The 21,160-nt window shown below is 63.4% G+C and carries 22 protein-coding genes and 1 tRNA gene; 5 read left to right on the forward strand and 18 right to left on the reverse strand.

What is annotated here, in order from left to right:
• Nucleotides 1–851: 851 nt before the first annotated feature.
• The 8 genes from ACR0FC_RS08105 to ACR0FC_RS08140 all read right to left on the reverse strand — a co-directional run bounded on the left by ACR0FC_RS08105 (nt 852) and on the right by ACR0FC_RS08140 (nt 9,382).
• Nucleotides 852–928, reverse strand: a tRNA-Met gene (locus tag ACR0FC_RS08105).
• Between the two features lie 71 nt (nt 929–999).
• The gene (locus tag ACR0FC_RS08110) at nt 1,000–1,974 is read right to left on the reverse strand and encodes an alpha/beta fold hydrolase (protein ID WP_170339717.1); all 975 of its coding nucleotides are present in this window, start codon (nt 1,972–1,974) and stop codon (nt 1,000–1,002) included.
• A complete protein-coding gene (locus ACR0FC_RS08115; protein ID WP_170339719.1) occupies nt 1,971–3,452 on the reverse strand; it encodes a flavin-containing monooxygenase in 1,482 nt (493 codons plus the stop codon). Before ACR0FC_RS08115 ends, ACR0FC_RS08110 begins: the two co-directional genes overlap by 4 nt.
• Before the next feature lie 72 nt (nt 3,453–3,524).
• A complete protein-coding gene (locus ACR0FC_RS08120) occupies nt 3,525–4,325 on the reverse strand; it encodes a PaaX family transcriptional regulator C-terminal domain-containing protein (protein WP_170339721.1) in 801 nt (266 codons plus the stop codon).
• A 51-nt stretch (nt 4,326–4,376) separates the two neighbouring features.
• On the reverse strand, nt 4,377–6,407 hold the full coding sequence (gene paaZ / locus ACR0FC_RS08125; protein WP_170339723.1) for a phenylacetic acid degradation bifunctional protein PaaZ: 2,031 nt from the start codon (nt 6,405–6,407) through the stop codon (nt 4,377–4,379).
• A gap of 43 nt (nt 6,408–6,450) precedes the next feature.
• On the reverse strand, nt 6,451–7,803 hold the full coding sequence (locus tag ACR0FC_RS08130; RefSeq protein ID WP_170339725.1) for a TRAP transporter large permease: 1,353 nt from the start codon (nt 7,801–7,803) through the stop codon (nt 6,451–6,453).
• Nucleotides 7,800–8,306, reverse strand: coding sequence for a TRAP transporter small permease (locus ACR0FC_RS08135; protein WP_170339726.1), 507 nt, complete (start codon nt 8,304–8,306; stop codon nt 7,800–7,802). The genes ACR0FC_RS08130 and ACR0FC_RS08135 overlap by 4 nt, the downstream gene beginning before the upstream one ends.
• Before the next feature lie 56 nt (nt 8,307–8,362).
• Nucleotides 8,363–9,382 carry a TRAP transporter substrate-binding protein gene (locus ACR0FC_RS08140; RefSeq protein ID WP_170339729.1) on the reverse strand — a complete coding sequence of 340 codons (1,020 nt, stop codon included), beginning with the start codon at nt 9,380–9,382 and terminating at the stop codon, nt 8,363–8,365.
• A 166-nt stretch (nt 9,383–9,548) separates the two neighbouring features.
• Here ACR0FC_RS08140 and paaG point away from each other — a divergent pair, with 166 nt between their 5' ends.
• From paaG to ACR0FC_RS08165, 5 genes are all read left to right on the forward strand, one after another.
• Nucleotides 9,549–10,334, forward strand: a complete 786-nt coding sequence (paaG, locus tag ACR0FC_RS08145; RefSeq protein ID WP_170339731.1) for a 2-(1,2-epoxy-1,2-dihydrophenyl)acetyl-CoA isomerase PaaG — start codon at nt 9,549–9,551, stop codon at nt 10,332–10,334.
• Nucleotides 10,335–10,336: 2 nt separating this feature from the next.
• Complete coding sequence (gene paaI / locus ACR0FC_RS08150; protein ID WP_170339732.1) at nt 10,337–10,765, forward strand: hydroxyphenylacetyl-CoA thioesterase PaaI; 429 nt, start codon at nt 10,337–10,339, stop codon at nt 10,763–10,765.
• Nucleotides 10,766–10,780: 15 nt separating this feature from the next.
• The gene (gene paaK / locus ACR0FC_RS08155; RefSeq protein ID WP_170339734.1) at nt 10,781–12,091 is read left to right on the forward strand and encodes a phenylacetate--CoA ligase PaaK; all 1,311 of its coding nucleotides are present in this window, start codon (nt 10,781–10,783) and stop codon (nt 12,089–12,091) included.
• Between the two features lie 3 nt (nt 12,092–12,094).
• Complete coding sequence (locus ACR0FC_RS08160; RefSeq protein WP_170339736.1) at nt 12,095–12,691, forward strand: TetR/AcrR family transcriptional regulator; 597 nt, start codon at nt 12,095–12,097, stop codon at nt 12,689–12,691.
• A gap of 70 nt (nt 12,692–12,761) precedes the next feature.
• Nucleotides 12,762–12,977, forward strand: coding sequence for a hypothetical protein (locus ACR0FC_RS08165; protein ID WP_170339739.1), 216 nt, complete (start codon nt 12,762–12,764; stop codon nt 12,975–12,977).
• On the opposite strand, the gene ACR0FC_RS08170 is transcribed toward ACR0FC_RS08165, so the two are convergent.
• The 10 genes from ACR0FC_RS08170 to ACR0FC_RS08215 form a co-directional block, all read right to left on the reverse strand.
• Nucleotides 12,978–13,736, reverse strand: coding sequence for a Phenylacetic acid catabolic protein (locus tag ACR0FC_RS08170; protein ID WP_170339741.1), 759 nt, complete (start codon nt 13,734–13,736; stop codon nt 12,978–12,980).
• 13 nt (nt 13,737–13,749) lie between these two features.
• Nucleotides 13,750–14,823, reverse strand: coding sequence for a 2Fe-2S iron-sulfur cluster-binding protein (locus tag ACR0FC_RS08175; RefSeq protein WP_170339742.1), 1,074 nt, complete (start codon nt 14,821–14,823; stop codon nt 13,750–13,752).
• 10 nt (nt 14,824–14,833) lie between these two features.
• Complete coding sequence (paaD, locus tag ACR0FC_RS08180) at nt 14,834–15,295, reverse strand: 1,2-phenylacetyl-CoA epoxidase subunit PaaD (RefSeq protein ID WP_170339744.1); 462 nt, start codon at nt 15,293–15,295, stop codon at nt 14,834–14,836.
• 6 nt (nt 15,296–15,301) lie between these two features.
• The gene (gene paaC / locus ACR0FC_RS08185) at nt 15,302–16,063 is read right to left on the reverse strand and encodes a 1,2-phenylacetyl-CoA epoxidase subunit PaaC (protein WP_170339746.1); all 762 of its coding nucleotides are present in this window, start codon (nt 16,061–16,063) and stop codon (nt 15,302–15,304) included.
• Entirely contained in the window at nt 16,063–16,347 is a 285-nt protein-coding gene (gene paaB, locus ACR0FC_RS08190) for a 1,2-phenylacetyl-CoA epoxidase subunit PaaB (RefSeq protein WP_005978248.1), read from the reverse strand. The genes paaC and paaB overlap by 1 nt, the downstream gene beginning before the upstream one ends.
• A 23-nt stretch (nt 16,348–16,370) precedes the next feature.
• Complete coding sequence (gene paaA, locus ACR0FC_RS08195) at nt 16,371–17,363, reverse strand: 1,2-phenylacetyl-CoA epoxidase subunit PaaA (RefSeq protein WP_170339747.1); 993 nt, start codon at nt 17,361–17,363, stop codon at nt 16,371–16,373.
• Nucleotides 17,364–17,378: 15 nt separating this feature from the next.
• A complete protein-coding gene (gene pcaF, locus ACR0FC_RS08200) occupies nt 17,379–18,581 on the reverse strand; it encodes a 3-oxoadipyl-CoA thiolase (protein ID WP_170339749.1) in 1,203 nt (400 codons plus the stop codon).
• Nucleotides 18,582–18,773: 192 nt separating this feature from the next.
• Nucleotides 18,774–19,166, reverse strand: a complete 393-nt coding sequence (locus ACR0FC_RS08205) for a carboxymuconolactone decarboxylase family protein (RefSeq protein WP_170339751.1) — start codon at nt 19,164–19,166, stop codon at nt 18,774–18,776.
• A complete protein-coding gene (locus ACR0FC_RS08210) occupies nt 19,150–20,274 on the reverse strand; it encodes an aromatic ring-hydroxylating oxygenase subunit alpha (RefSeq protein WP_170339753.1) in 1,125 nt (374 codons plus the stop codon). Before ACR0FC_RS08210 ends, ACR0FC_RS08205 begins: the two co-directional genes overlap by 17 nt.
• Complete coding sequence (locus ACR0FC_RS08215; RefSeq protein WP_170339755.1) at nt 20,271–21,158, reverse strand: MurR/RpiR family transcriptional regulator; 888 nt, start codon at nt 21,156–21,158, stop codon at nt 20,271–20,273. Before ACR0FC_RS08215 ends, ACR0FC_RS08210 begins: the two co-directional genes overlap by 4 nt.
• Nucleotides 21,159–21,160: the final 2 nt, after the last annotated feature.

Consider the following 21,160-nt stretch of genomic DNA (forward strand, 5'->3'; position numbering starts at 1 on the left):
CAGCTGCCAAGAAATATGGCTCGCGAAGCAGGTGTCATGCGGTTTGAGATTTCGAAAAGGAAGAAGATTGGCCTCTGATCACTCGGCTTGAGAACGCTGCCAACTACGCAATGCTTCCAGTTCCTGATCCCCCTTTCACGCCTTGCAAGCGCTAAAAATTCATTCCGGAGGCATCATTCTGACGGAGTGAAGCATCTTCTTCGATTTACGAGTCAGATTGCAACAACACTGAAAGAGAATACCGTGTGCTCTTACGCGGTTCGTCCTGCTCCTCAATACATACCACGAGCGCAGCGAAGATTCCGTCATACCGGCATCGCAAAACGCTATGCCAGAACTTGGGTGATGGTGTCTGTGGAACGGCGGCGTATCGTGGCGGGTGTTGAGCCTGCCAGAACCTCCAGGAAGGGAGCGATACGCCAAGAAGGGCGATCCACGATCATTCCGTTTCACCCGCCGGATTCCGTTGCGGATCTACTGACTGAGATTGCTCGGGAAGGCGCGCGGCCGATGTTGGCAGGGGCTCTACGGCAGAAATCAGTTGCCCAAGGTGATCGAAGGCATCAAGTTCCGAAACGGCGTCGAGGTGACAGACACCACCGAAACCAGCGCCGCCTGATCAGGCCCCGTCAACCAGATTCAGCCATAACTTCGTCGCAGGGCGGCGACATCTTTCGAGTCACTGAATTCAGAAAAGTCGTTGTCGAGGAGTTGACGTGGTTCTTTCGTTTAAAATTTACCGACACACATGTGAAGATGAGATTAAATGGTACAGAGATGGTACAGGGAGCCGTAAACGGGGACCACGCGAACAAACGGCGTCGTCCGGGGCCATATTTTCAAGGGGGTGGTGGTAGCGGAGGAGGGACTTGAACCCCCGACACGCGGATTATGATTCCGCTGCTCTAACCAACTGAGCTACTCCGCCACGGTGAGAGGCGATTTAAGGGAGGGGCCGGAGAGGGTCAAGAGGGAAATGCCACGAAAATGCGGGATTCTTCATCCGGCCGTGTTGGCGGGTTTCGACGGCGATTGCGAAGCATTGGCCATGCGGCGGACGAACTCTGCGCAGGCCTCGGGCGCGGTCAGGGGGATCATGTGGCCGCGGTTCTCGAGCTGTTCAAAGCTCAGCCCGTATTCCACCATCGGTGCGCCTTGCTGGCTGGGTGACAGGATCGGATCTTCGGCCCCGTACAGGATGCCGCCCCCAACCTTCAGTTCGTGGTAGCGCTGGGACTGGGCGTCGGTGCTGGCGTCCACGCCCGCCAGATCCTGCGATCCGGTGATATAGGCTGACGGGCGCAGCCCCAAGGCGCCACCGGCGCGGTTCAGGAAATCACTCGGGGCCGGTTCAGGGGCGAACGCCTCGCCGATCACATGCGGCGCCGTGGTTTTCGCCAGGGGAACAGCGATCGTGTTGGCGATCAGGCTGCGCAGCCATTCGGTCCGGATCTCCAACGCCTTGAAGATGGCGGGTGTGCTGGGTACCCGATGTGTGAGCGGGGCCAGCAGGGCCAGCGCCCGAACCCGCTCAGGATTGTCCAGCGCCATGGCGAGCGACACCGCGCCCCCGAGCGAGTGTCCGACCAGAATGGCCTGCGATACGCCCTTGGCTTCGAGGAATTCGTGGACCATCCGCGCCTGTTCCGGCAGGGTGGCCAGCCGCGCGTGGTCGCGGGTCGAATACCCGCACCCGGGCCGGTCAACCGCGATGACGTGAAAGTCGTCGGCCAGAAGGTCGGTCATGGCATAGGTGAAGTGCTGCAACTGGCCGGTCAGCCCGTGGATCAGAACCACCGTCGGCTTCTCTGGATCGCCCTGTTCGACATAATGGATCGAACCGCCGTTCACCGGCAGGATCTGCCCGGGCTGAGGCACGGATTGGGCTCCCATCCGCGTCAGGCGCCGGGTCCAAAGATGCATCAGGATCAACGCGGCGCCGATGATCAGCGCAATGGTCAGCAGGGTGGTCATGTCGGCGGTCCTTTGGTCTGGGCGGGATCAACGGGATGGTAATGCTCGAGCCCGGCCTTCGCCAGACGTTTGCGGAATTCCGAAACGGTGCCGGGCCACAGCGTCGTATTGCGCCCCTGTGCGTCCTGATACCACGAAGTGCATCCGCCGGCCTGCCAGACACTGTCAGTATGACGCTCCTGCATTTCACGGGTGAAGTCGGCCTGCCGGTCAGCGTTTGGAGCAATCGCGGGCAGACCCGCGCGCCGCATCGCCTCCAGCACCCTTCCGATATGGGCAACTTGCGCTTCGATCATCAGAACGACCGAATTGTGACCCAACCCGGTATGCGGACCCAGCAGGAAGAAAAAGTTGGGAAACCCGGCAATGGCGGTGCCCAGATTGGCCTGCATGCCGTCGGCCCAGGCGTCTTGCAGGCTCAGCCCGTCCGCGCCGCGGATGTCCAGCCTTTGGACCGCGTCCGTCACATGGAAACCGGTGCCCCAGATCAGAATGTCGGCCGACGTCCGACTGCCGTCGGTCGCGATGATCTCGGATCCTTCGATCCGCTCGACCCCATGCGGGATCACGCTGACATTGTCGCGGGCCAGTGCCGGGTACCAGTCGTTCGAGCTGAGGACGCGCTTGCAGCCGATCCGGTAGTCCGGTGTCAGAATGCGGCGCATCTCGGGGTCGGATATGGCCTCCTCCAGCCCTTTGCGCCACATCTTCATGGCAAAGTCGACCGCGCGTTTTTCGCCGCGAAACACGCGGTGGCGGAATTCGAACAGCCAATAGATGCACTGCCTGCGGATGCGCGGCAGCAGCGGAATGCGGCGATAGAGGTGCCGGACCCAGGGCGCAATCGGCCCGTCGGGACGCGGCAGAACGTAAGGCGCGCTGCGTTGGAAGATGGTGACATGGGCGGCGGTTTTGGCGATTGCCGGCACGAACTGAACGGCGGACGCGCCGGTGCCGACAACTGCTATGCGTTTGCCCTGCAGCGGCACCGTGTGGTCCCATTGGGCCGAGTGGAATGCCGGACTCTGAAAGCCCGCTGCTCCCGGGATCTCGGGAATGCTGGGGATGTGCAGGGCGCCGATGGCCGACACCAGGAACCGTGCCGTCCACTGCGCGCCGCCGGTCGTCTCGACCTGCCAATGCGTGCCGTCCCAGCGGGCCGACTTCAGTTCGGTGTGGAAATGGCACAGTTCGTACAGCCCTTCGTCACGCGCAACGCGGCGCATGTAGTCCCAGATTTCGGCCCCGCCTGCATAGGCTCGGGTCCAGTCCGGGTTCGGATGGGTGGCCATCGAATACAGGTGCGAGGGCACATCGCAGGCCACGCCGGGATAGGTGTTCTCTCGCCATGTGCCGCCGATGTCGTCGGCTTTTTCAAGGATCGCGATGTTGTGGATGCCGCGTTTGCGGGCTTCGATCGCCATGATCAGCCCCGAGAACCCGGCCCCTACAATCAGCATGTCGATGTCGTGGGTCATGCCTGCACCTCCTCCCAAAGGTACAAGGTCAGGATAGGGTCAAACCGCGTTTCAGGAAAACCTGCCGTGGGGTCAGTCTTGGTTCAGATCCTCGGGCAGGGGGCGCGGCAGTTGGTCCAGCAGGCGGAACACCTGCGCGCGACAGGCCGGGCCGGTCCAGTCCGGCGGGCAGAAACTGTCGGGCAGGTCGGGTAGACGCAGAACGACGCGCCGCCACCGATGCACGATCAACGTGCGCAGCGTGGCGATCTGACAGGGCGTGGGCTCCCAACTGGCCGGGCGGCCTTGGGACACGTGGCGCACGGCCTCGTGCAGGGACCGGCAAGCCGCGCGCAGATCTGGCGGGAACAGTTTTTCATGCACCCATCGCGGAACCGAGCGGGCGGTGACCTCAAGGATCAGCAACTCGTCCTGGTCCACGGGCGGTGACCCCGGTCCCAACGCGATGTTGCGCCCGATCGGCGTGTAATCGTGGCTGAGCAGGATGTCTTCCAGCAGCCGGGTGCCGGTGCCATCCTCGGCGATCAGCAGGTGCAGCGGCGTATCCGGCGCAGGGTCACGCGCATAGATGCGCGGCGTGACCCGGGCCGATTGCGTGCGGCCATATTCGGTCAGGAAATGCATCGAGACGCGCCCGACCCGGTCGCTTTCGATCCAGCCATCCTTGCGCAGACGGTGCAGGGCCACGCGGATCGCCTCGGGCTTGATGCCCATCGGTTCGATGATGCGGCCCAGCGCCCCGCCCGATATCTTGGCGCCACGCTCCTGCGCCATGTCGCCGAACAGCGACACGATGATCGACCAGACCCGCTGATTCTGCGGGTCGGCCAGTTCGGCCACAGCCTGAGTGAACCACGGATGCGCGTTGGTCATGCGCCCAGTCTATCCGGCCCGGCTGTGCAAGAAAAACACTTTGCCGCGCGCTCAGTAGGCGTTCATGGTCAGCAGTTCATATTCGGCGACCTTCTCGTCATCCTGATTGGTCAGGGTCACGTGCCAGCGCATCTCGCCATATTCGTCGGTGCGGCGAGTCTTTTGCTTGACCGTCAGGCGGACCTTGATGCTGTCGCCGGCCACCACCGGCTTCATGAAGCGCAGGCCGTCCAGCCCGGTATTGGCCAGCACCGGCCCTTCGTTCGGCTCGACGAACAGGCCGGCGGCAAAACTCAGCAGCAGATAGCCATGCGCCACCCGGCCCGGAAAGAACGGGTTTCTGGCCGCTGCGTCCTCGTTCATGTGGGCGTAGAATGTGTCGCCGGTGAAATGGGCGAAATGTTCGATGTCGTCCAGCGTGATGGTCCGGGGCGCCGTGTGCAGCGTCTCGCCGATCTGCAGTTCCGTGAATTTGCGGGTGAAGGGGTGCGCGGGGCCTTGGATCTCGGGCGCGCCGGGGATCCATTTCCGGCCGATCGTCGCCAGCATCCGGGGCGAGCCCTGCAGGGCCGTGCGCTGCATGTAGTGTTTCACGCCGCGCACGCCGCCCATTTCCTCGCCGCCACCGGCGCGGCCGGGGCCGCCATGGACCATGTGCGGCAGGGGCGAGCCATGGCCGGTGGATTCCTGCATCGAGTCGCGGTCGTTGATATAGATCCGCCCGTTGAAGGCGGCTGCGCCCATCACCACCTGGCGCGCGACCTCGGGGTCATGGGTGATCAGCGAGGTGACCAGCGACCCCTGGCCGCGATTGGCCAGCGCGATGGCGTGGTCCAGATCGCGATAGCCCATGATGGTCGAGACCGGGCCGAACGCCTCGGTGTCATGCACGTGCCGGGCGGCGTCGGGATCGGCGCAGTGGAACAGCATCGGCGGCACGAAGGCGCCTTTTTCGGCATCGGCGCCGATCACCTCGAAGGCATCCGGGTCGCCGAATACGCGTTCGGCCTCCTGCCCGATGAGGCTGGCCTTGGCCAGAACGTCGGCCTTCTGCCCGTTTGAGACCAGCGCGCCCATACGCGTGCCGTCCAGCCGCGGATCACCGATCGTGGTTTGCGCCAGCTTGGCCGAGATCGCGGCGATCAGCGCCTCGACCTGCGCCTCGGGGGCGATGATGCGGCGGATGGCGGTGCATTTCTGCCCGGCCTTCGTCGTCATCTCGCGCACGACTTCCTTGACGAACAGGTCAAATTCGGGCGTGCCGGGTGCCGCGTCGGGGCCAAGGATCGAGGCGTTCAGGCTATCCTGCTCGGCCACGAACCGCACCGAGTTGGTCACGATCACCGGGTTCTGCCGCAGCTTCATCGCGGTGTCTGCCGAGCCGGTAAAGCTGACCACGTCCTGACAGGTCAGGTGATCCAGCATGTCGCCCAGCCCGCCCGAGACCAGCTGCAGTGCGCCGTCGGGCAGGATGCCGCTGTCCAGCATGATCCGCACGGCCAATTCGGTGACATAGCAGCTGTTGGTGGCGGGTTTCACGATCGCCGGAACCCCGGCCAGCAGGGTGGGGGCCAGTTTCTCCAGCATGCCCCAGACCGGGAAGTTGAAGGCGTTGATATGCACGGCCACGCCCTGCAGCGGGGTGCAGACATGCTGGCCCAGGAAGGTGCCATTCCGTGACAGCTGTTCGACATCGCCATCCAGAAAGACATGGCCGTCGGGCATCTCGCGCCGCCCTTTCGAGGCAAAGACGAACATGGTGCCGATGCCGCCGTCGATGTCGATCAGGTGATCCTTCTGCGTGGCGCCGGTTTCAAAGCTGAGGTCATAGAGCGCCTGTTTGCGTTCCGACAGCGCCTGCGCCAGCGCCTTGAGCATCTTGGCGCGTTCATGAAAGGTCAGCCGACGCAGGGCCGGCCCGCCCATGTCGCGGGCATGGGCCAGCATCGCCTGCACGTCCAGCGCGTCGTTGCCGGCGGTGGCAAAGGGCTCTCCGGTGATGGCCGAGGCGATGGTGCGGGCCCCGGCTCCGGGCGCAACCCACTGGCCCGCGGCGAAACTGGAAATCTGTTTCAGAGACATGAGATGCTCCTGTATTGGGGCCGCCTTGCGCGGCGAAATGAGCTCAGTGACCCAGCGCGCCCATCTGTTGCGGCAGGTACAGAACGATGACGGGAACTAGGACGATCAGCGCCAGGCGGAAGATGTCGGCCACCCAGAACGGGGTCACGCCGCGAAAGATCGTTCCGGTCGAGACGTCGCCCACCACGCCTTTCAGGATGAACACGTTCAGGCCCACCGGCGGGGTGATCAGCGAAATCTCGGTCACCACCACCACGACGATGCCGAACCAGATCGGGTCATAGCCCAGCGAGGTCACCAACGGGAAGAAGATCGGAACCGTCAGCAGCAGCATCGACAGGGACTCGAATACGCAGCCCAGGATGATGTAGATGCCCAGGATCATCAGGATCACCACGAACGGCGCCACGTCATAGGCGGTGACCATGGCGATAAGCGCCTCGGGCAGGCCGGCCAGGTTGATGAAATTCGAGAAGATCTGCGCGCCGATCAGCACCGCGAACAGCGCGGCGGCGGTAAAGCAGGTTTCCTTCAGCACCTCAAAGGTCGATCCTACGGTCAGCCCGCCGCGGAACAGCGCGATCAGAAAAGCCCCGGCGGCGCCCATGCCTGCGGCCTCGGTCGGCGAAAAGGTCAGGTTCAGCGGTTCGAAATCGAACACGCCATACAGCCCGCCGATCACCAGGAAAAACAGCAGCAGCACCGCCCAGACGGACCCCAGCGCGCTGATGCGCTCGCCCCAGCTGGCGCGTTCGCCGGCTGGTCCGGCCTGAGGGTTGCGCCACACGGTCCAGCGCACGGCGAACAGGTAGAACAGGATGCCCAGAATGCCGGGGATGATGCCGGCCATGAACAGCTTGCCGATCGAGGTTTCGGTCAGCAGCCCGTAGATGACCAGGATGACAGAGGGCGGGATCAGGATGCCCAGCGTGCCGCCGGCCGCGATCGAGGCGGTCGACAGTTCGTCGGAATACCCATAACGGCGCATCTGCGGCATCGCGACTTTGGACATGGTCGCGGCGGTGGCCAGCGACGATCCGCAGATCGCCGAAAACCCGCCGCAGGCCGCTACGGTCGCCATGGCGATGCCGCCGCGCATGTGGCCTAGAAAGGCGTTGGAAACGGCGTAAAGCTCGCGCGCCATGCCGCCCTTGTTGACGAACAAGCCCATCAGGATGAACAGCGGCACGACCGACAGGCCGTAATCCTGCGCGGTATCGGTGATCTGGCGGCCGACCATCGACATAGCGGCCTTCAACCCGCGCTCGTCAAAGATCGAGCCGCCGCGTTCATAGGCAAAGCCCAACGTGCCGACCAGCCCCATGGCAAAGACGATGGGCAGGCGCATCAGCACCAGGATCAGGACAAGGGCAAATCCGATGAGGGCAGCGGTCATTGAGTGGATTCCGTCAGGGTCTTGGGGGCAAACAGGTACAGCAGTCCGGTGATGATCATCACCACGGCGGTGATCGCCACCGATGCAGTGATGAACCAGCCGACGAGGTATGTCGGGATGCTGAGGTATTCGGTGACATCGCCATAGTCGCGGGCGCGTTCGGCCAGGATCCACACGCGCTGGACCGGCCAATACAGCATGGCGCCGCTGAGGATATAGATCACAGCATCGCGCAGGCGGCTGAGCCGCAGGCGGTGGAAGATACCGTCGGTCAGGTCCACGGCGATATGCCCGTTGGTGACCGAGATGATGGGCAGCACCGAGAACACCAGAATGGCCATCAGGATGCGCGTCAGTTCGGTGGCGGCCTCGATCGGCGCGTTGAAGACCGATCGCAGGATCACGTCGCAGAAGGTCATCACCATCAGGATGAACAGGGCCGTGCAGGCGACGATCACCGGCAGGACGCTGGCGCGCCGTACAAGCTGGATGAGAGGGGTCATCGGGTGGCTCCGAATGGGGCTGGGTGGGGGCGGCCTGCGCCGCCCCGCAGCAGGGATCAGTTCGAGGACATTTCCGACTTGATCTTGTCATAGGCGGCTTGAGCATCGACACCGGCGTCGTTGACTTCGGCAATCACCTTGGCGCGCACGTCCTCGGCGATCGTCGAGAATTTCTCCATGTCCTCGGCGGCGGCTTCGTGGATCGCATTGCCCTCGGTGCTTTGGGTCGCTTCACGACCGATGGCGTCAATCTCGTCCCAGATCTTGCCGATCTCGCGGCTCAGCGGCTCGCCGAACACGTTTTCCTCCAGCGCTTGCTGGATGTCTTCCGGCAGGTCGGCAAACGTGTCTTCGTTCATGATGAAGGCAAACGACCCGCGATACAGGCCACCCGGCATCTCATAGACGTTCGGGGCAACCTCGGTCAGCTTGAAGCCCTTGCGCGATTCGAGGGGCATGACCACGCCGTCGGCGGCCTTCGAGGCCAGTGTCTCATAGACCTTCGGCGCCGGAACCTGGATGCCGGTCGCACCCAGCGCGGTGCCCACGTCGCCACCGACGCCACCGGGGATCCGCACCTTGAGGCCCGATATTTGGTCCATCGAGGTCACCGGACTGCTGGTGTGCAGCTGGGCCGGGCCGTGGGTGTGCAGAGCGATGACCTTAACGCCGCGGTGTTCGTCAGCGGCCTTCAGATACTTTTCATAGGCGCGCCAATAGGCAACCGAGGCGGCCTCGGCCGAGCCTTCATAGCCCGGAAGTTCGATCAACTTGGTCGTCACGAAGCGGCCCGGCTGATAGCCGTGGAAGATGATCGACGCATCCGCCGCACCATCCATGATCAGGTCCATCTGGGCCGGGGGCGGGGCGATGCCTAGCTTCAGCTCGGCGGTCACCTTGCCGTCGGTGGCCTCTTCGACCATCTCGACGAATTTGGGCCACATCTTGGCGTTGATCCCGTGGGTGGGCGGCGCCCAGCTGGAAATCGTCAGGGTGTAATCCGCCGCAAATGCCACGCTGCCCGACACTGCCAAGGCAGCCGTCGCCAACAGCGTTTTGATCCCGTTGAGTTTCATGACTGGTTTCCTCCTCCAAAACATGAGTCATAAATGCGTTAATGGTCCTTTTTGTAACCATCAACCGGCCGAAAGCCCGGATTCGGCGCTTCGTCGGAGAAATTTATTGACCAACCGTTCGGTTAATGCAAGAAGAATATCGAAACGAATGCAAAGCGAGCGGCCCATGAGCGATACGATTCTTGCGCAGCGGCGTGGAAATTATGTGGAAATCACTCTCAACCGCCCTGATCGCCTGAACAGTTTCACCGAGGAAATGCACCACGCCCTGCGCCGCGCCATCGAAGGCGCGCGCGATGAGGGCGCGCGGGCGATCCTGCTGACCGGAGCCGGGCGCGGGTTCTGCGCGGGGCAGGATCTGGCTGATCGCGATCCGTCGAAAATGGACGGCCTACCGGATCTGGGCCACACGGTGCGCACCTTCTATGCGCCGCTGGTGCGGTTGATCCGGTCGCTGAACTTTCCGGTGATCTGCGCGGTCAACGGCGTGGCCGCAGGCGCGGGCGCCAATCTGGCGCTGGCCTGCGATATCGTGCTGGCCGCCGAGTCCGCGAAATTCATCCAATCTTTCGCCAAGGTCGGGCTGATCCCCGATACCGGAGGCAGCTGGCACCTGCCGCATCTTCTGGGCGAGGCGCGTGCCAAGGGGCTGGCGCTGACCGGCGAGCCCTTGGCGGCGAAAGCGGCTGAAGACTGGGGCCTGATCTGGAAAGCCCTGCCCGATGCCGATCTTATGACCGAGGCGCGCGCGCTGGCCGAACGCCTGTCGAACGGCCCCACGCTGGGCCTCGGCCTGACCAAGCAGACCATTCAGGCCGCCGCGACCAACAGCCTGACCGATCATCTGGAGATCGAGGCCGACGCCATGAAGACCTGCGGTGAATCCGCTGACTATGCCGAAGGCGTCGCAGCCTTCCTTGAAAAGCGCAGCCCGGAGTTTCGGGGCAAATGAACATGACACCGAAAGTACGCGCCGAAAAAGCCGCCGCCGCGATGTGGGCGCAGGACCATGCCTCGAAATGGGCGGGGATGGAACTGATCGAGGTCGACGAGGGCACCGCGACGCTGGCGCTGACCGTGCAGCAGCATCATTGCAACGGGCACGGAATCTGCCATGGCGGCGTGACCTTCATGCTGGCCGACAGCGCCTTTGCCTTTGCCTGCAACAGCCGCAACCAGTCGACCGTGGCCCAGCACAACGTGATCAGCTATGTCGCGCCGGGCCGGCTGGGCGACCGGCTGACCGCCCGTGCGACCGAGCAGAGCCTGACCGGCCGCAGCGGCATCTATGACGTGACAGTGACCAACCAGGACGGCCAAAAGATCGCCGAGTTCCGGGGCTTTTCCCGCGCGATCAACGGCACCCTGTTTCCCGAGACCTGAGGTGAGGAGGACATCATGAAGGATCTGACCCCGAACAAAGCGGATCTTGACCCGATCGAGATCGCGTCGATCGATGAAATCCGCAGCTTGCAGTTGGACCGCCTGAAATGGTCGCTGCGCCATGCCTATGAGAACGTGCCGATGTACAAGCAGCGGTTCGACGAGGCCGGGGTGCATCCCGACGATCTGCAGACGCTGAGCGATCTGGCCAAGTTCCCCTTCACCTACAAGAACGACCTGCGCGACAACTATCCGTTCGGCCTGTTCGCCGTTCCGCGCGAGCAGATCATCCGCCTGCATGCCTCGTCCGGCACCACGGGCAAGCCGACCGTGGTGGGCTATACAAAGAACGACATCGACAACTGGGCCGATCTGGTGGCCCGCAGCCTGCGCGCCAGCGGTCTGCGCAAGGGCGACATGATCCACAACGCCTATGGCTATGGCCTGTTCACCGGCGGTCTGGGCGCCCACTATGGCATCGAACGACTGGGCGCCACAGTGGTTCCCATGTCCGGCGGTCAGACCGAGAAACAAGTGGCCCTGATCACCGATTTCAAACCCGACGGCATCATGGTCACGCCGTCCTACATGCTCAACATCCTCGAGCAGTATCACAAGGTCGGGATGGACCCGCGCGAAAGCTCGCTGTCGGTGGGCGTGTTCGGGGCCGAGCCCTGGACGGATGCGATGCGCAAAGAGGTCGAGCAGGCCTTTGACATGCACGCCGTCGACATCTACGGCCTGTCCGAGATCATGGGGCCGGGCGTCGCCAACGAATGCGTGGAAACCAAGGACGGCCCGGTCATCTGGGAGGATCACTTCTACCCCGAGATCATCGACCCGCAGACCGGCGAGGTTCTGCCCGACGGCGAAATGGGCGAGCTGGTCTTTACCACGCTGACCAAGGAAGGCCTGCCGATGATCCGCTACCGCACCCGCGACCTGACGCGGCTGCTGCCGGGCACCGCGCGCTCGATGCGGCGGATGGAGAAGATCACGGGTCGCTCGGATGACATGATCATCCTGCGCGGGGTCAACGTCTTCCCCAGCCAGATCGAGGAACAGGTCATGGCCACCGGCGGCATCGCCGCGCATTACCAGATCGAGCTGTACAAATCCGGCCGCATGGACGCGATGCGCGTCTATGTCGAGGCGATGCCCGACGCGGCGGATGAGCTCAGCAAGACCGCCGCCGCGCGGATGCTGACCAAGCGGATCAAGGACATCGTTGGCGTTTCCACCGAGATCGTTGTAGGGGACCCCGGCGATGTCGAGCGCAGCCAGGGCAAGGCCAAGCGCGTCGTCGACAACCGAGACAAGGAGTGAGGTTTGGCCCGTACGATTGCAAAAGATCACGACCAGAAACGCGCGCAGATCCTGAAATCGGCGGCGCGGGTCTTTGCCCGCGAAGGCTTCGACCGCGCCTCGATGACCCAGCTTGCGCGCGAATGCGGGATCTCGAAGGCCAACATCTATCACTATTATGACAGCAAGGACGCGATCCTGTTCGACATTCTCGAGACCTATCTGCGGGAACTGCGCGACCTGATCTGCGGTCTCGAGATTGAAGGCCTGAGCCCGCCCGAAAAACTGCACCGCGTGGTGGCCGAGATCCTGCTGGCCTATCAGGGTGTGGATGACGAACACCGGGTCCAGACCAGCGGCATGTCGGCTCTGCCCGAGGATCAGCAGCGCCTGTTGCGCGGGTATCAGCGTGACATGGTGAATTTCCTCAGTTCCATCATTGCCGAAGTCGCTCCGGACGTGTTTCGCGGCAACAGGTCCAAGCTGCGCTCGGCCACGATGTCGGTCTTCGGCATGCTGAACTGGTATTACATGTGGAATTCCGGTGCCGATGCGCAGGCGCGCCGGGACTATGCCGCGCTGGTCAGCAACCTGACCCTGTCGGGCGTCAAGGCGCTGTAACACCGGCCCTGCCGGCAATGTGATTTGGTTTTTGAGGAAACCCGGCGTTTACTTGCGGTCGGAGGGCGCCATGCAAAAACCGGAACGGTTCGACAAATTCTATATCGCCAAGGTCGGGATGGGCGAGGCCTGCGGCTGCGCCGAGCGCATCATCGACGTCTATGAATTCAACCGCAAAGCGGGTGCGCGTGACGCGGGCACGGACAAGCTGGCCCGGTCAAGGCGTCGCGGCCTGCGATCGCTTGCCCTGAAATACGGCCTGATCAGCCGCCCCAGCGGGCAGTGATCACGGGGTGCGCAGGCCCAGCCGCTTGACGACCTCTGCGGCCTCGGCCAGCCAGCGGTTTTTCAGTTCGACCCCCGAGGCCCGGCGCAGGCCCATCTGGCGCAGCTTTTCCATCCGCTCGGGGTTGCCCGCTCCGAAACCTGCGGCCACCCGGGGCCACCAGTAATCGACCGATTCCTGCATCGCCGGCGCCGCGCCCTGTTCCAACAGCTTGACCGCGCCTTCCAGGGCCAATTCACCGTGATGCGCCTCGATCGGGGCGATAGCGCGGAACGCCTCGGCCAGCGGCTGATAGGACACCAGCGCGAACTCGGCCAGTTGCACGCCCACGGCCCGGCTCATCAGCAGGTTCATCACCACCGCATCGGTCCAGCCTTCGATCGGATAGTTGAAGACCGCAAGGCGCATGTCATGTTCGCTGCGCGTGGCCCCGATATCGGCGGAACGGTTCAGCCGTGCGGTCCACGGGTGATGCGTGGCATAGCGGTCGGTATCCGCGCCGAACTCGCCCATGATCTTCAGAACGCGGTCGGCATTGTCGGTCTTTTCCAGAACGATCTTCGCCGCCGCGATACGTTCCTTGATGCCCGGGCCCTGGTTGATGATGTCGGCGAACCCCGCCGCACCGGCCAGTTCGCTGTCGACGAAGGTCGCCATCAGCTTCATCAGTTCGGCCCGGTATCGGGGTGGCACGTTGGTCGGGTTGGTCAGAACGCCGCCTGCGGCCAGGTAGCTTTCGATGCTCATGTCTTCGGCCATGGTCCCTCTCCCTTTACTGGTCGTAATCGACGACGACATTGTCGGTCAGCGGGTAGGCCTGGCAGCTGAGCACATAGCCCTTCTCGACCTCGTAATCCTCGAGCGCGTGGTTGGCCACCATTTCGACCTCGCCTTCGATCACCTTGCAGCGGCAGGTCGAACAGACCCCGGCCTTGCAGGCATAGGGGGCGTCCATCGCGTTTTCCAGCGCCGCATCCAGAATGGTCTGGTCCTTGGGCATGGTGAGGGTCTGGCTGGCGCCGTCCAGCGTGACGCGGGCCTGAGTCTGGTTGGCCTGTGCAGCCGTTGCCACATCGCCATGCTTGCGTTTGGCACGGCCCGGTTGGGCGCTGGCGAACAGCTCGAACTTGATCTGGCTGTCATTCAGCCCGTGTTCGCGCAACGCCTCGGCAATGCCCAGCATCATCGGCTCGGGGCCGCAGATGAAGGCGGTGTCGGTGTTTTCGACGTCGATCCAGTGCTGGAACAGTTCGGCGCATTTTCTCTTTGTCACCAACCCGGTGAACAGGTCGATCTCCTGCGCGTCGGTTTCCAGGATATGGATCACGTTCACGCGGCCCATATACTGGTTCTTCAGGTCTTCCAGCTCTTCGCGGAACATGATCGTGTTCACGCCCTTGTTGGCATAGACCAGCGTGAAGCGCGCATTCGGCTCGCGTGCCAGCGTGGTCTTTAGGATCGACAGCACGGGCGTGATGCCCGACCCGCCGGCAAAGCCCAGGTACTGCCGATGCGCGGCCGGGTCCAGCGGTGTGTGGAAGGCCCCCATCGGCGGCATCGCCTGCAGCCTGTCGCCCACTTTCAGCTCGGTGTTGGCCCAGGTCGAAAAGGCGCCGCCCTCGACCCGTTTGATGCCCACCTGCAGAACGCCGTCATCCTTGCCCGCGCAGATCGAGTAGGAGCGGCGCAGCTCTTCCCCGTCAAATTCGCGGCGGAAGGTCAGGTACTGGCCCTGGACAAAGTCGAATTCCTCGGCCGCGCCGTTCACCGGTTTCAGCGTGACCACGACCGCGTCGCGGATGGTCTTGTGGATGTCGGTGACTTCCAGATCGTGAAAACGTGCCATCCGGTCCTCCTCAGATGCACTTGAAATAGTCGAAAGGTTCCAGGCAGTCGGTGCAGCGCCAATGCGCCTTGCACGGAGTCGAGCCGAACTGGCTGACCTTTTCCACTGCCGTGCTGCCGCAATGCGGACAGCGGTCGGGTCCACCCGCGGGCTGGGGCGGTGCGATGCCATAGTCCTTCAGCTTCGCACGGCCCTTGTCGCTGAGCCAATCGGTCGTCCAGGCCGGAGAGATGCGGGTCTCCAGCTTGATTTTGTCGATGCCGTGGTCGCGCAGGGCGGTTTCGATGTCCATCGCGATGACCGAGGTCGCCGGGCAGCCCGAGTAGGTGGGCGTCACGGCAACCTTCAGCGTGTCGCCCTCCCATGTCACATCGCGCACGATGCCCAGATCGACGACCGAGATCACGGGGATCTCGGGGTCGGGCACGGCGTCGAGCCATTCCCAGACCTGCTCTACGGTGGCGCGGTTCATCGGGCTTTACCAGGTTGCGCCCGGATAGGCCCGCTGCAGCCATTGCATCTGGGTCAACAGGTGGCCCAGATGTTCGGTATGCATGCGCCCGTCGCGGCCGCCCTTGTGGGCAAAGCGGCTGTCGGGAATGGTCAGGGTGGCCTCGGTCAGCACGCGCCGAACCAGCGCGTCATATTCCTCGCGCAGGCTGGCCGGATCGGGGGCGATGCCCGCGGCGGCCATCTCGGCATCGACCTCGTCGCTGGCGAACAACTCGCCCACATAGGGCCAGAGGTAATCCAGCGCCTCCTGCATGCGCCTGTGGCTTTCCTCGGTGCCGTCGCCCAGTCCGACCACCGTGTCGCTGGACCGTTCCAGGTGATAGGCGACCTCTTTGCTGGCCTTCTCGGCAATCGCCGCGACCCGGTCGTCGGACGATTTCAGCAACCGGCCCAGCATGATCGAGTGCCAGGCATCAAACAGGAACTGGCGCATCAGGGTGCGGCCGAAATCGCCGTTGGGCACCTCGACCAGCAGCACGTTGCGGAAATCCCAGGCGTCGCGCAGAAAGGCCAGATCGTCGGCGGACTTGCCTTCGCCCTGAACCTCTCCGGCCAGGCCCAGCCACATCTGCGTCTGGCCGATCAGGTCCAGCGCGGTGTTGGCCAGCGCGATGTCCTCCTCCAGCACCGGCGCGTGGCCGCACCATTCGCTGACGCGATGGCCCAGGATCAGCGTGTTGTCCCCCATCCGCAGCAGGAATTGCAGGAATGCCTCGTCGCGGGTCATCACATCGCCCCCACTTCTTCGGGGATGTCGAAAAAGGTCGGATGACGGTAGACCTTGCTTTCGCTGGGCTCGTACAGCGGGCCCTTGTCGCTGGGCGAACTGGCGGTGATGTTGTTGGCCTCGACCACCCAGATCGAGACGCCCTCGTTGCGGCGGGTATAGACGTCGCGGGCGTTCTTGATCGCCATTTCGGCGTCGGGTGCGTGCAGCGAGCCGACATGGCGATGGCTCATGCCGTGCTGGCCGCGGATGAAGATTTCCCACAGGGGCCATTCGTTTTTCATCAGGTGTCCTCCTATCGGGCAGGTTATTCGGCTGCGACCTTGCGGGCGCGTTTCTTGCGGGCATGTTCCAGCAGACCGTCACGCACCCATTTGCCCTCGTCCCAGGCCTTGTTGCGGGCGGCCAGGCGGTCGGTGTTGCAGGGGCCGTTGCCCTTGATCACGTCAAAGAATTCCGACCAGTCGGGCTGAGTGAAATCGTAATGCCCGCGCTCTTCGTTCCACTTCAGGTCCGGGTCAGGGATGGTCAGGCCCAGATACTCGGCCTGCGGCACAGTCTGATCCACGAATTTCTGGCGCAGCTCGTCATTGGTGTTGATCTTGATCTTCCACGCCATCGACTGGGCCGAATGCACCGAGTCCTTGTCGGACGGGCCGAACATCATCAGCGACGGGTACCAGAACCGGTTCAGCGCGTCCTGCGCCATCTTGCGCTGTTCAGGCGTGCCCTCGGCCATCTTGCGGATCGCGTCATAGCCCTGGCGCTGGTGAAAGCTTTCTTCCTTGCAGATGCGGATCATCGCGCGCGAATACGGCCCGAACGAGGTGCGCTGCAGCGGCACCTGGTTCATGATCGCCGCCCCGTCGACCAGCCAGCCCACCGCGCCGATATCGGCCCAGTTCAGCGTGGGATAGTTGAAGATCGAGCTGTATTTCATCCGCCCGTCCAGCAGCATCTCGGTCAGTTCGTCGCGGCTGACGCCCAGGGTTTCGGCGGCGCAGTACAGGTACAGGCCATGCCCGGCCTCGTCCTGCACCTTGGCCAGCAGGATCGCCTTGCGTTCCAGCGTGGGCGCGCGGGTGATCCAGTTGCCTTCGGGCAGCTGTCCGACGATCTCGGAATGGGCGTGCTGGCCGATCTGGCGGATCAGCGTCGCGCGATAGTCGTCGGGCATCCAGTCCTTGGGCTCGATCTTGATGTCGGCGTCGATCTTGTCCTGAAAGGCGCGTTCCTGCTCGGTCATTTCCTCGCGGGATTTGACGCCTGTTCCTGCCGTCTTGATCATCTGAGCGTACATGTCGGGTCTCCTCCCTTACACGCGTTCGAGAATAAGCGCGGCGCCTTGGCCTACGCCCACGCACATGGTGCACAAGGCATAGCGCCCGCCGGTGCGGCGCAGCTGATAGGCCGCCGTCATGACCAGCCGCGCGCCGGACATGCCCAGCGGATGGCCGATGGCGATGGCACCACCATTGGGATTCACATGGGGTGCATCATCGGCCACGCCAAGTTCACGCAGGGTGGCGAGACCCTGGGCCGCGAAAGCTTCGTTCAATTCTATCACATCCATCTGCTCGATGCTCAGCCCCGTGCGGGCCAGCACTTTGCGGGTGGCCGGGACCGGGCCGATTCCCATGACCCGAGGCTCGACCCCCGCGACCGCCATGCCCACGACACGGGCCATCGGGGTCAGGCCGTTCTTCTGCGCGGCAGCTTCGTTGGCCAGCAGAATGGCCGCGGCGCCGTCATTGACGCCCGAGGCATTGCCTGCCGTCACCGTCTTGTCCGGCCCGTTGACGCCCTTCAGGCCTGCCAGCTTTTCGGCCGTGGTGCCGGGGCGGGGATGTTCGTCGGTGTTCACCACCAGCGGGTCGCCCTTGCGCTGGGGGATGGTGACGGGGGTAATTTCCTCGGAGAACACCCCGGTCTGATGCGCCGCCGCCCAGCGGGCCTGGCTGCGCGCTGCAAAGGCATCCTGATCGGCGCGGCTGATGTCATAGTCCTCGGCCACGTTGTCGGCGGTTTGCGGCATCGAATCCGTGCCGTACATCTGCTGCATCTTCGGGTTCACGAAACGCCAGCCGATCGTGGTGTCATAGACCGCGTTGGCGCGGGAAAAGGCGCTGGCGGCCTTGGGCATCACGAAGGGCGCGCGCGACATGCTTTCGACGCCACCGGCAATCGCCATGTCATAATCGCCCGCCTTGATGGCTCGAGCGGCCATGCCGACCGCATCCATGCCGCTGGCGCACAGGCGGTTGATCGTGGTGCCGGGCACTTGAACCGGGAAGCCGGCCAGCAGGGCGGCCATGCGCGCCACGTTCCGGTTGCTTTCGCCGGCCTGGTTGGCATCGCCCAGAATCACGTCATCCAGGCTGGCCCAGTCCACTTGCGGGTTCCGCTCTTTCAGCGCAACCAGCGGGATCGCGGCCAGATCGTCGGTGCGAACCTGGGACAGGGCCCCGCCATAGCGTCCGATCGGGGTGCGCTGTGCGTCGCAGATGAATGCGTCCATGCGTCAGAACCTCGTGTCTTGCGTCCGGGGTCAATAAGTGACCGTTTGGTCGGGTAATACGCCCGGAAGCGATTCGCGGCAAGAAAAATGTAACGCAATTGGGCATCAAATCGAAATTCAGTAACGTATTTGTGCTGACATGAGAAAACCCGCACGGGGGCGGGCGATCTCGATCTTCGGGACAGGAACCGGCTAAAGCTGACCGGCCTCGGTCAGAACCTTGCGCGCCACGCGAAAGCACTCCAGCGCCTGCGGGACGCCGCAATAGATGCCGACGACATGGATGATCGCCCGGATTTCCTCCTTGCTGACGCCGTTGTTCAGGGCTCCGCGACAGTGGATCTCCCACTCGTGCATCTTGCCCAAGGCACCGATCATCGACAGGTTCATCATCGAGCGGGTCTTGGGGTCGATCACCTCGTCCCCCCAGCCAAAGCCCCAGCACCAGGCTGTCATGGCCTCCTGAAACGGGCGGGTAAATTCGTCCGCCGCGGCCAGGTTCCGTTCCACGTATTCGTCGCCCAGCGTCGCCTTGCGCTGTGCCAGTCCTTTCAGGAAAAGGTCTTCGTCAAAGATGTCGGCCATCGTCTACTCCGCTTGCATTTGTATCTACCGCCTCGCGCATCCATTGCTGCAAGCGGGCGATCGAATGTTCCGACATTACGCCGCAAGCCGGGTCCAGCACCAGAGGGCCGGGGCGATAGCCGCGCGATTTCAGGCCGCGATGCACGCTTTCAACCAGCCGGATGTCTTCTTCGACGGTGGTTTCCCGGTCCTGCACCGCCAGTTGGCGGATCACCGCGCTTTCGGACCCGCCCTCGGTGTACCATCCGCGCCAGACGGTGCAGTGATCGGCATCCTGCGCGCGCCAGTGATAGGTGTTCAGCACATTACCGGGATAGCACTGGAACGAGAACATCGGCCACAGAAACCATGACTGATAGTCGCCCGCATGTGGCACCGAAAGGTCGATGGGATAGGTCATCTTGTCGAGGCTCTGACACTCGGTGGTATGGCGCAGGACGTATCCGCCGCCTGCATCGGGTTGAATGTCATAGGTTTCGGGTTTGACCACACCGGTGGCAAAAGTCGGGTGATTGGTCGGGCAGTGATAGCATTCCGAGTAGTTCTCGATACTGACCTTCCAGTTGCAGTTTTCGGGGATCTCGACCCACTCCAGCGGCTCAAGATCGTCAATGTGCGGGACAAAGGCGCGGATTTCCGCGCGCACGCCGGGGTACCAGTCGTCCATTGGCGCTGCATCGTCGTCGAGGTTGACGAAGATGAAGCCGTTGAACAGCTCGGTCCGCACCGGCGTCAGGCAGATCGCGCTGCGGTCGAAGCCCGGAACCGATTTGATGTTCGGCCCGGCGCGCAGTTGCCCGGTGAGTTCATAGGTCCAGGCGTGATAGGGGCAGACGACGACGCGGGTGTTGCCGGCCCCGGTCACCATCTCATGCGCGCGGTGCTGGCAGACGTTGTAGAAGGTGCGGATTTCGCCGTCGCGCCCGCGGATGCAGAACAGGTTCTGGCCCGCGATTTCAAAGGCGAAATAGTCGCCCGGCTCGCGCACCTGCGCCACATGGCCGGCAAATTGCCAAGTGCGGGCCAGAAGGCCCTGTTTCTCCTGCTCGAATATCGCCGGGTTGGTGTAGTAGCGGGCTTCCAAGGAGCGGGTCAGCGGTGCGGTCATTCAGGCTCCTCCGCATAGAGGCCAAGTTGGTGCCGGCGGCGGTGAAACCGCTCCACACGCTCGACGATTTCATCGCTGGACAGGGCGACCACGAAGGACAGAAGTGTCTCCAGCAGCGCGATGGTCGAAACCGATGACGGAAAGAACTGGGGCGTGTCGGCGGCGACGACAAACCCATGTTGCGCGTTCAGAACGACCGGGCTGGCGGGGCTGTCGGAAATGCCGACCACAGTCATGCCCTGTTCGCGGGCCAGCTTCACCGCCTCGATCACCTCGGTCCGGTAGGGGTGGCAGGTCATCGCGATCAGCACGTCCTGTTCATCGGCCCAGGCCAGATCGTCCACCGGGGTCGAGCCGGGGCGGGGAATGGCGTGGAACTGCTTCATCCCGGTCGAGGCGAGGTAGGTAAAGTTACGCGCGTTCGCGTTGTTGACGCCGACGCCCAGCGTGAAAACCTGCCGCGATGTCCAGATCGCCTCGGCCGCGGCCTGCATCCGGGTGGCGTCGATCCCGGCGAAGGTTTCCTCGATATTTCGGATCGCAGCCCCGACCATATCGGCATAGAGCCCGCCCAACTCGCCGGATTTGCCGATCTCCTGCAGCCAGCGGGCGCGGTCGGGGAACGACACGGTGCCACGCCGGATGGCGTCGCGGAACGGCGCGCGGAAATCCTCGTAGCCCTCAAACCCCACCTGCCGTGCCATGCGGACGAAGGTGTTGGGTTTCACGTTTGCGGCCTCGGCGATCTCGCGCACGGTCGAAACGCCCACATCCGCCGGGTTCTCCAGCACATAGCGGGCGGCCTTCTGCGCCTCGGGCGTCAGGGCATCCCATTCACGGGTCAGCCGGTCAAGAGCGGTTTTTGATACATTTGTGTCATTCATGA

It is taken from the genome of Ruegeria sp. BB9, from assembly GCF_056539345.1.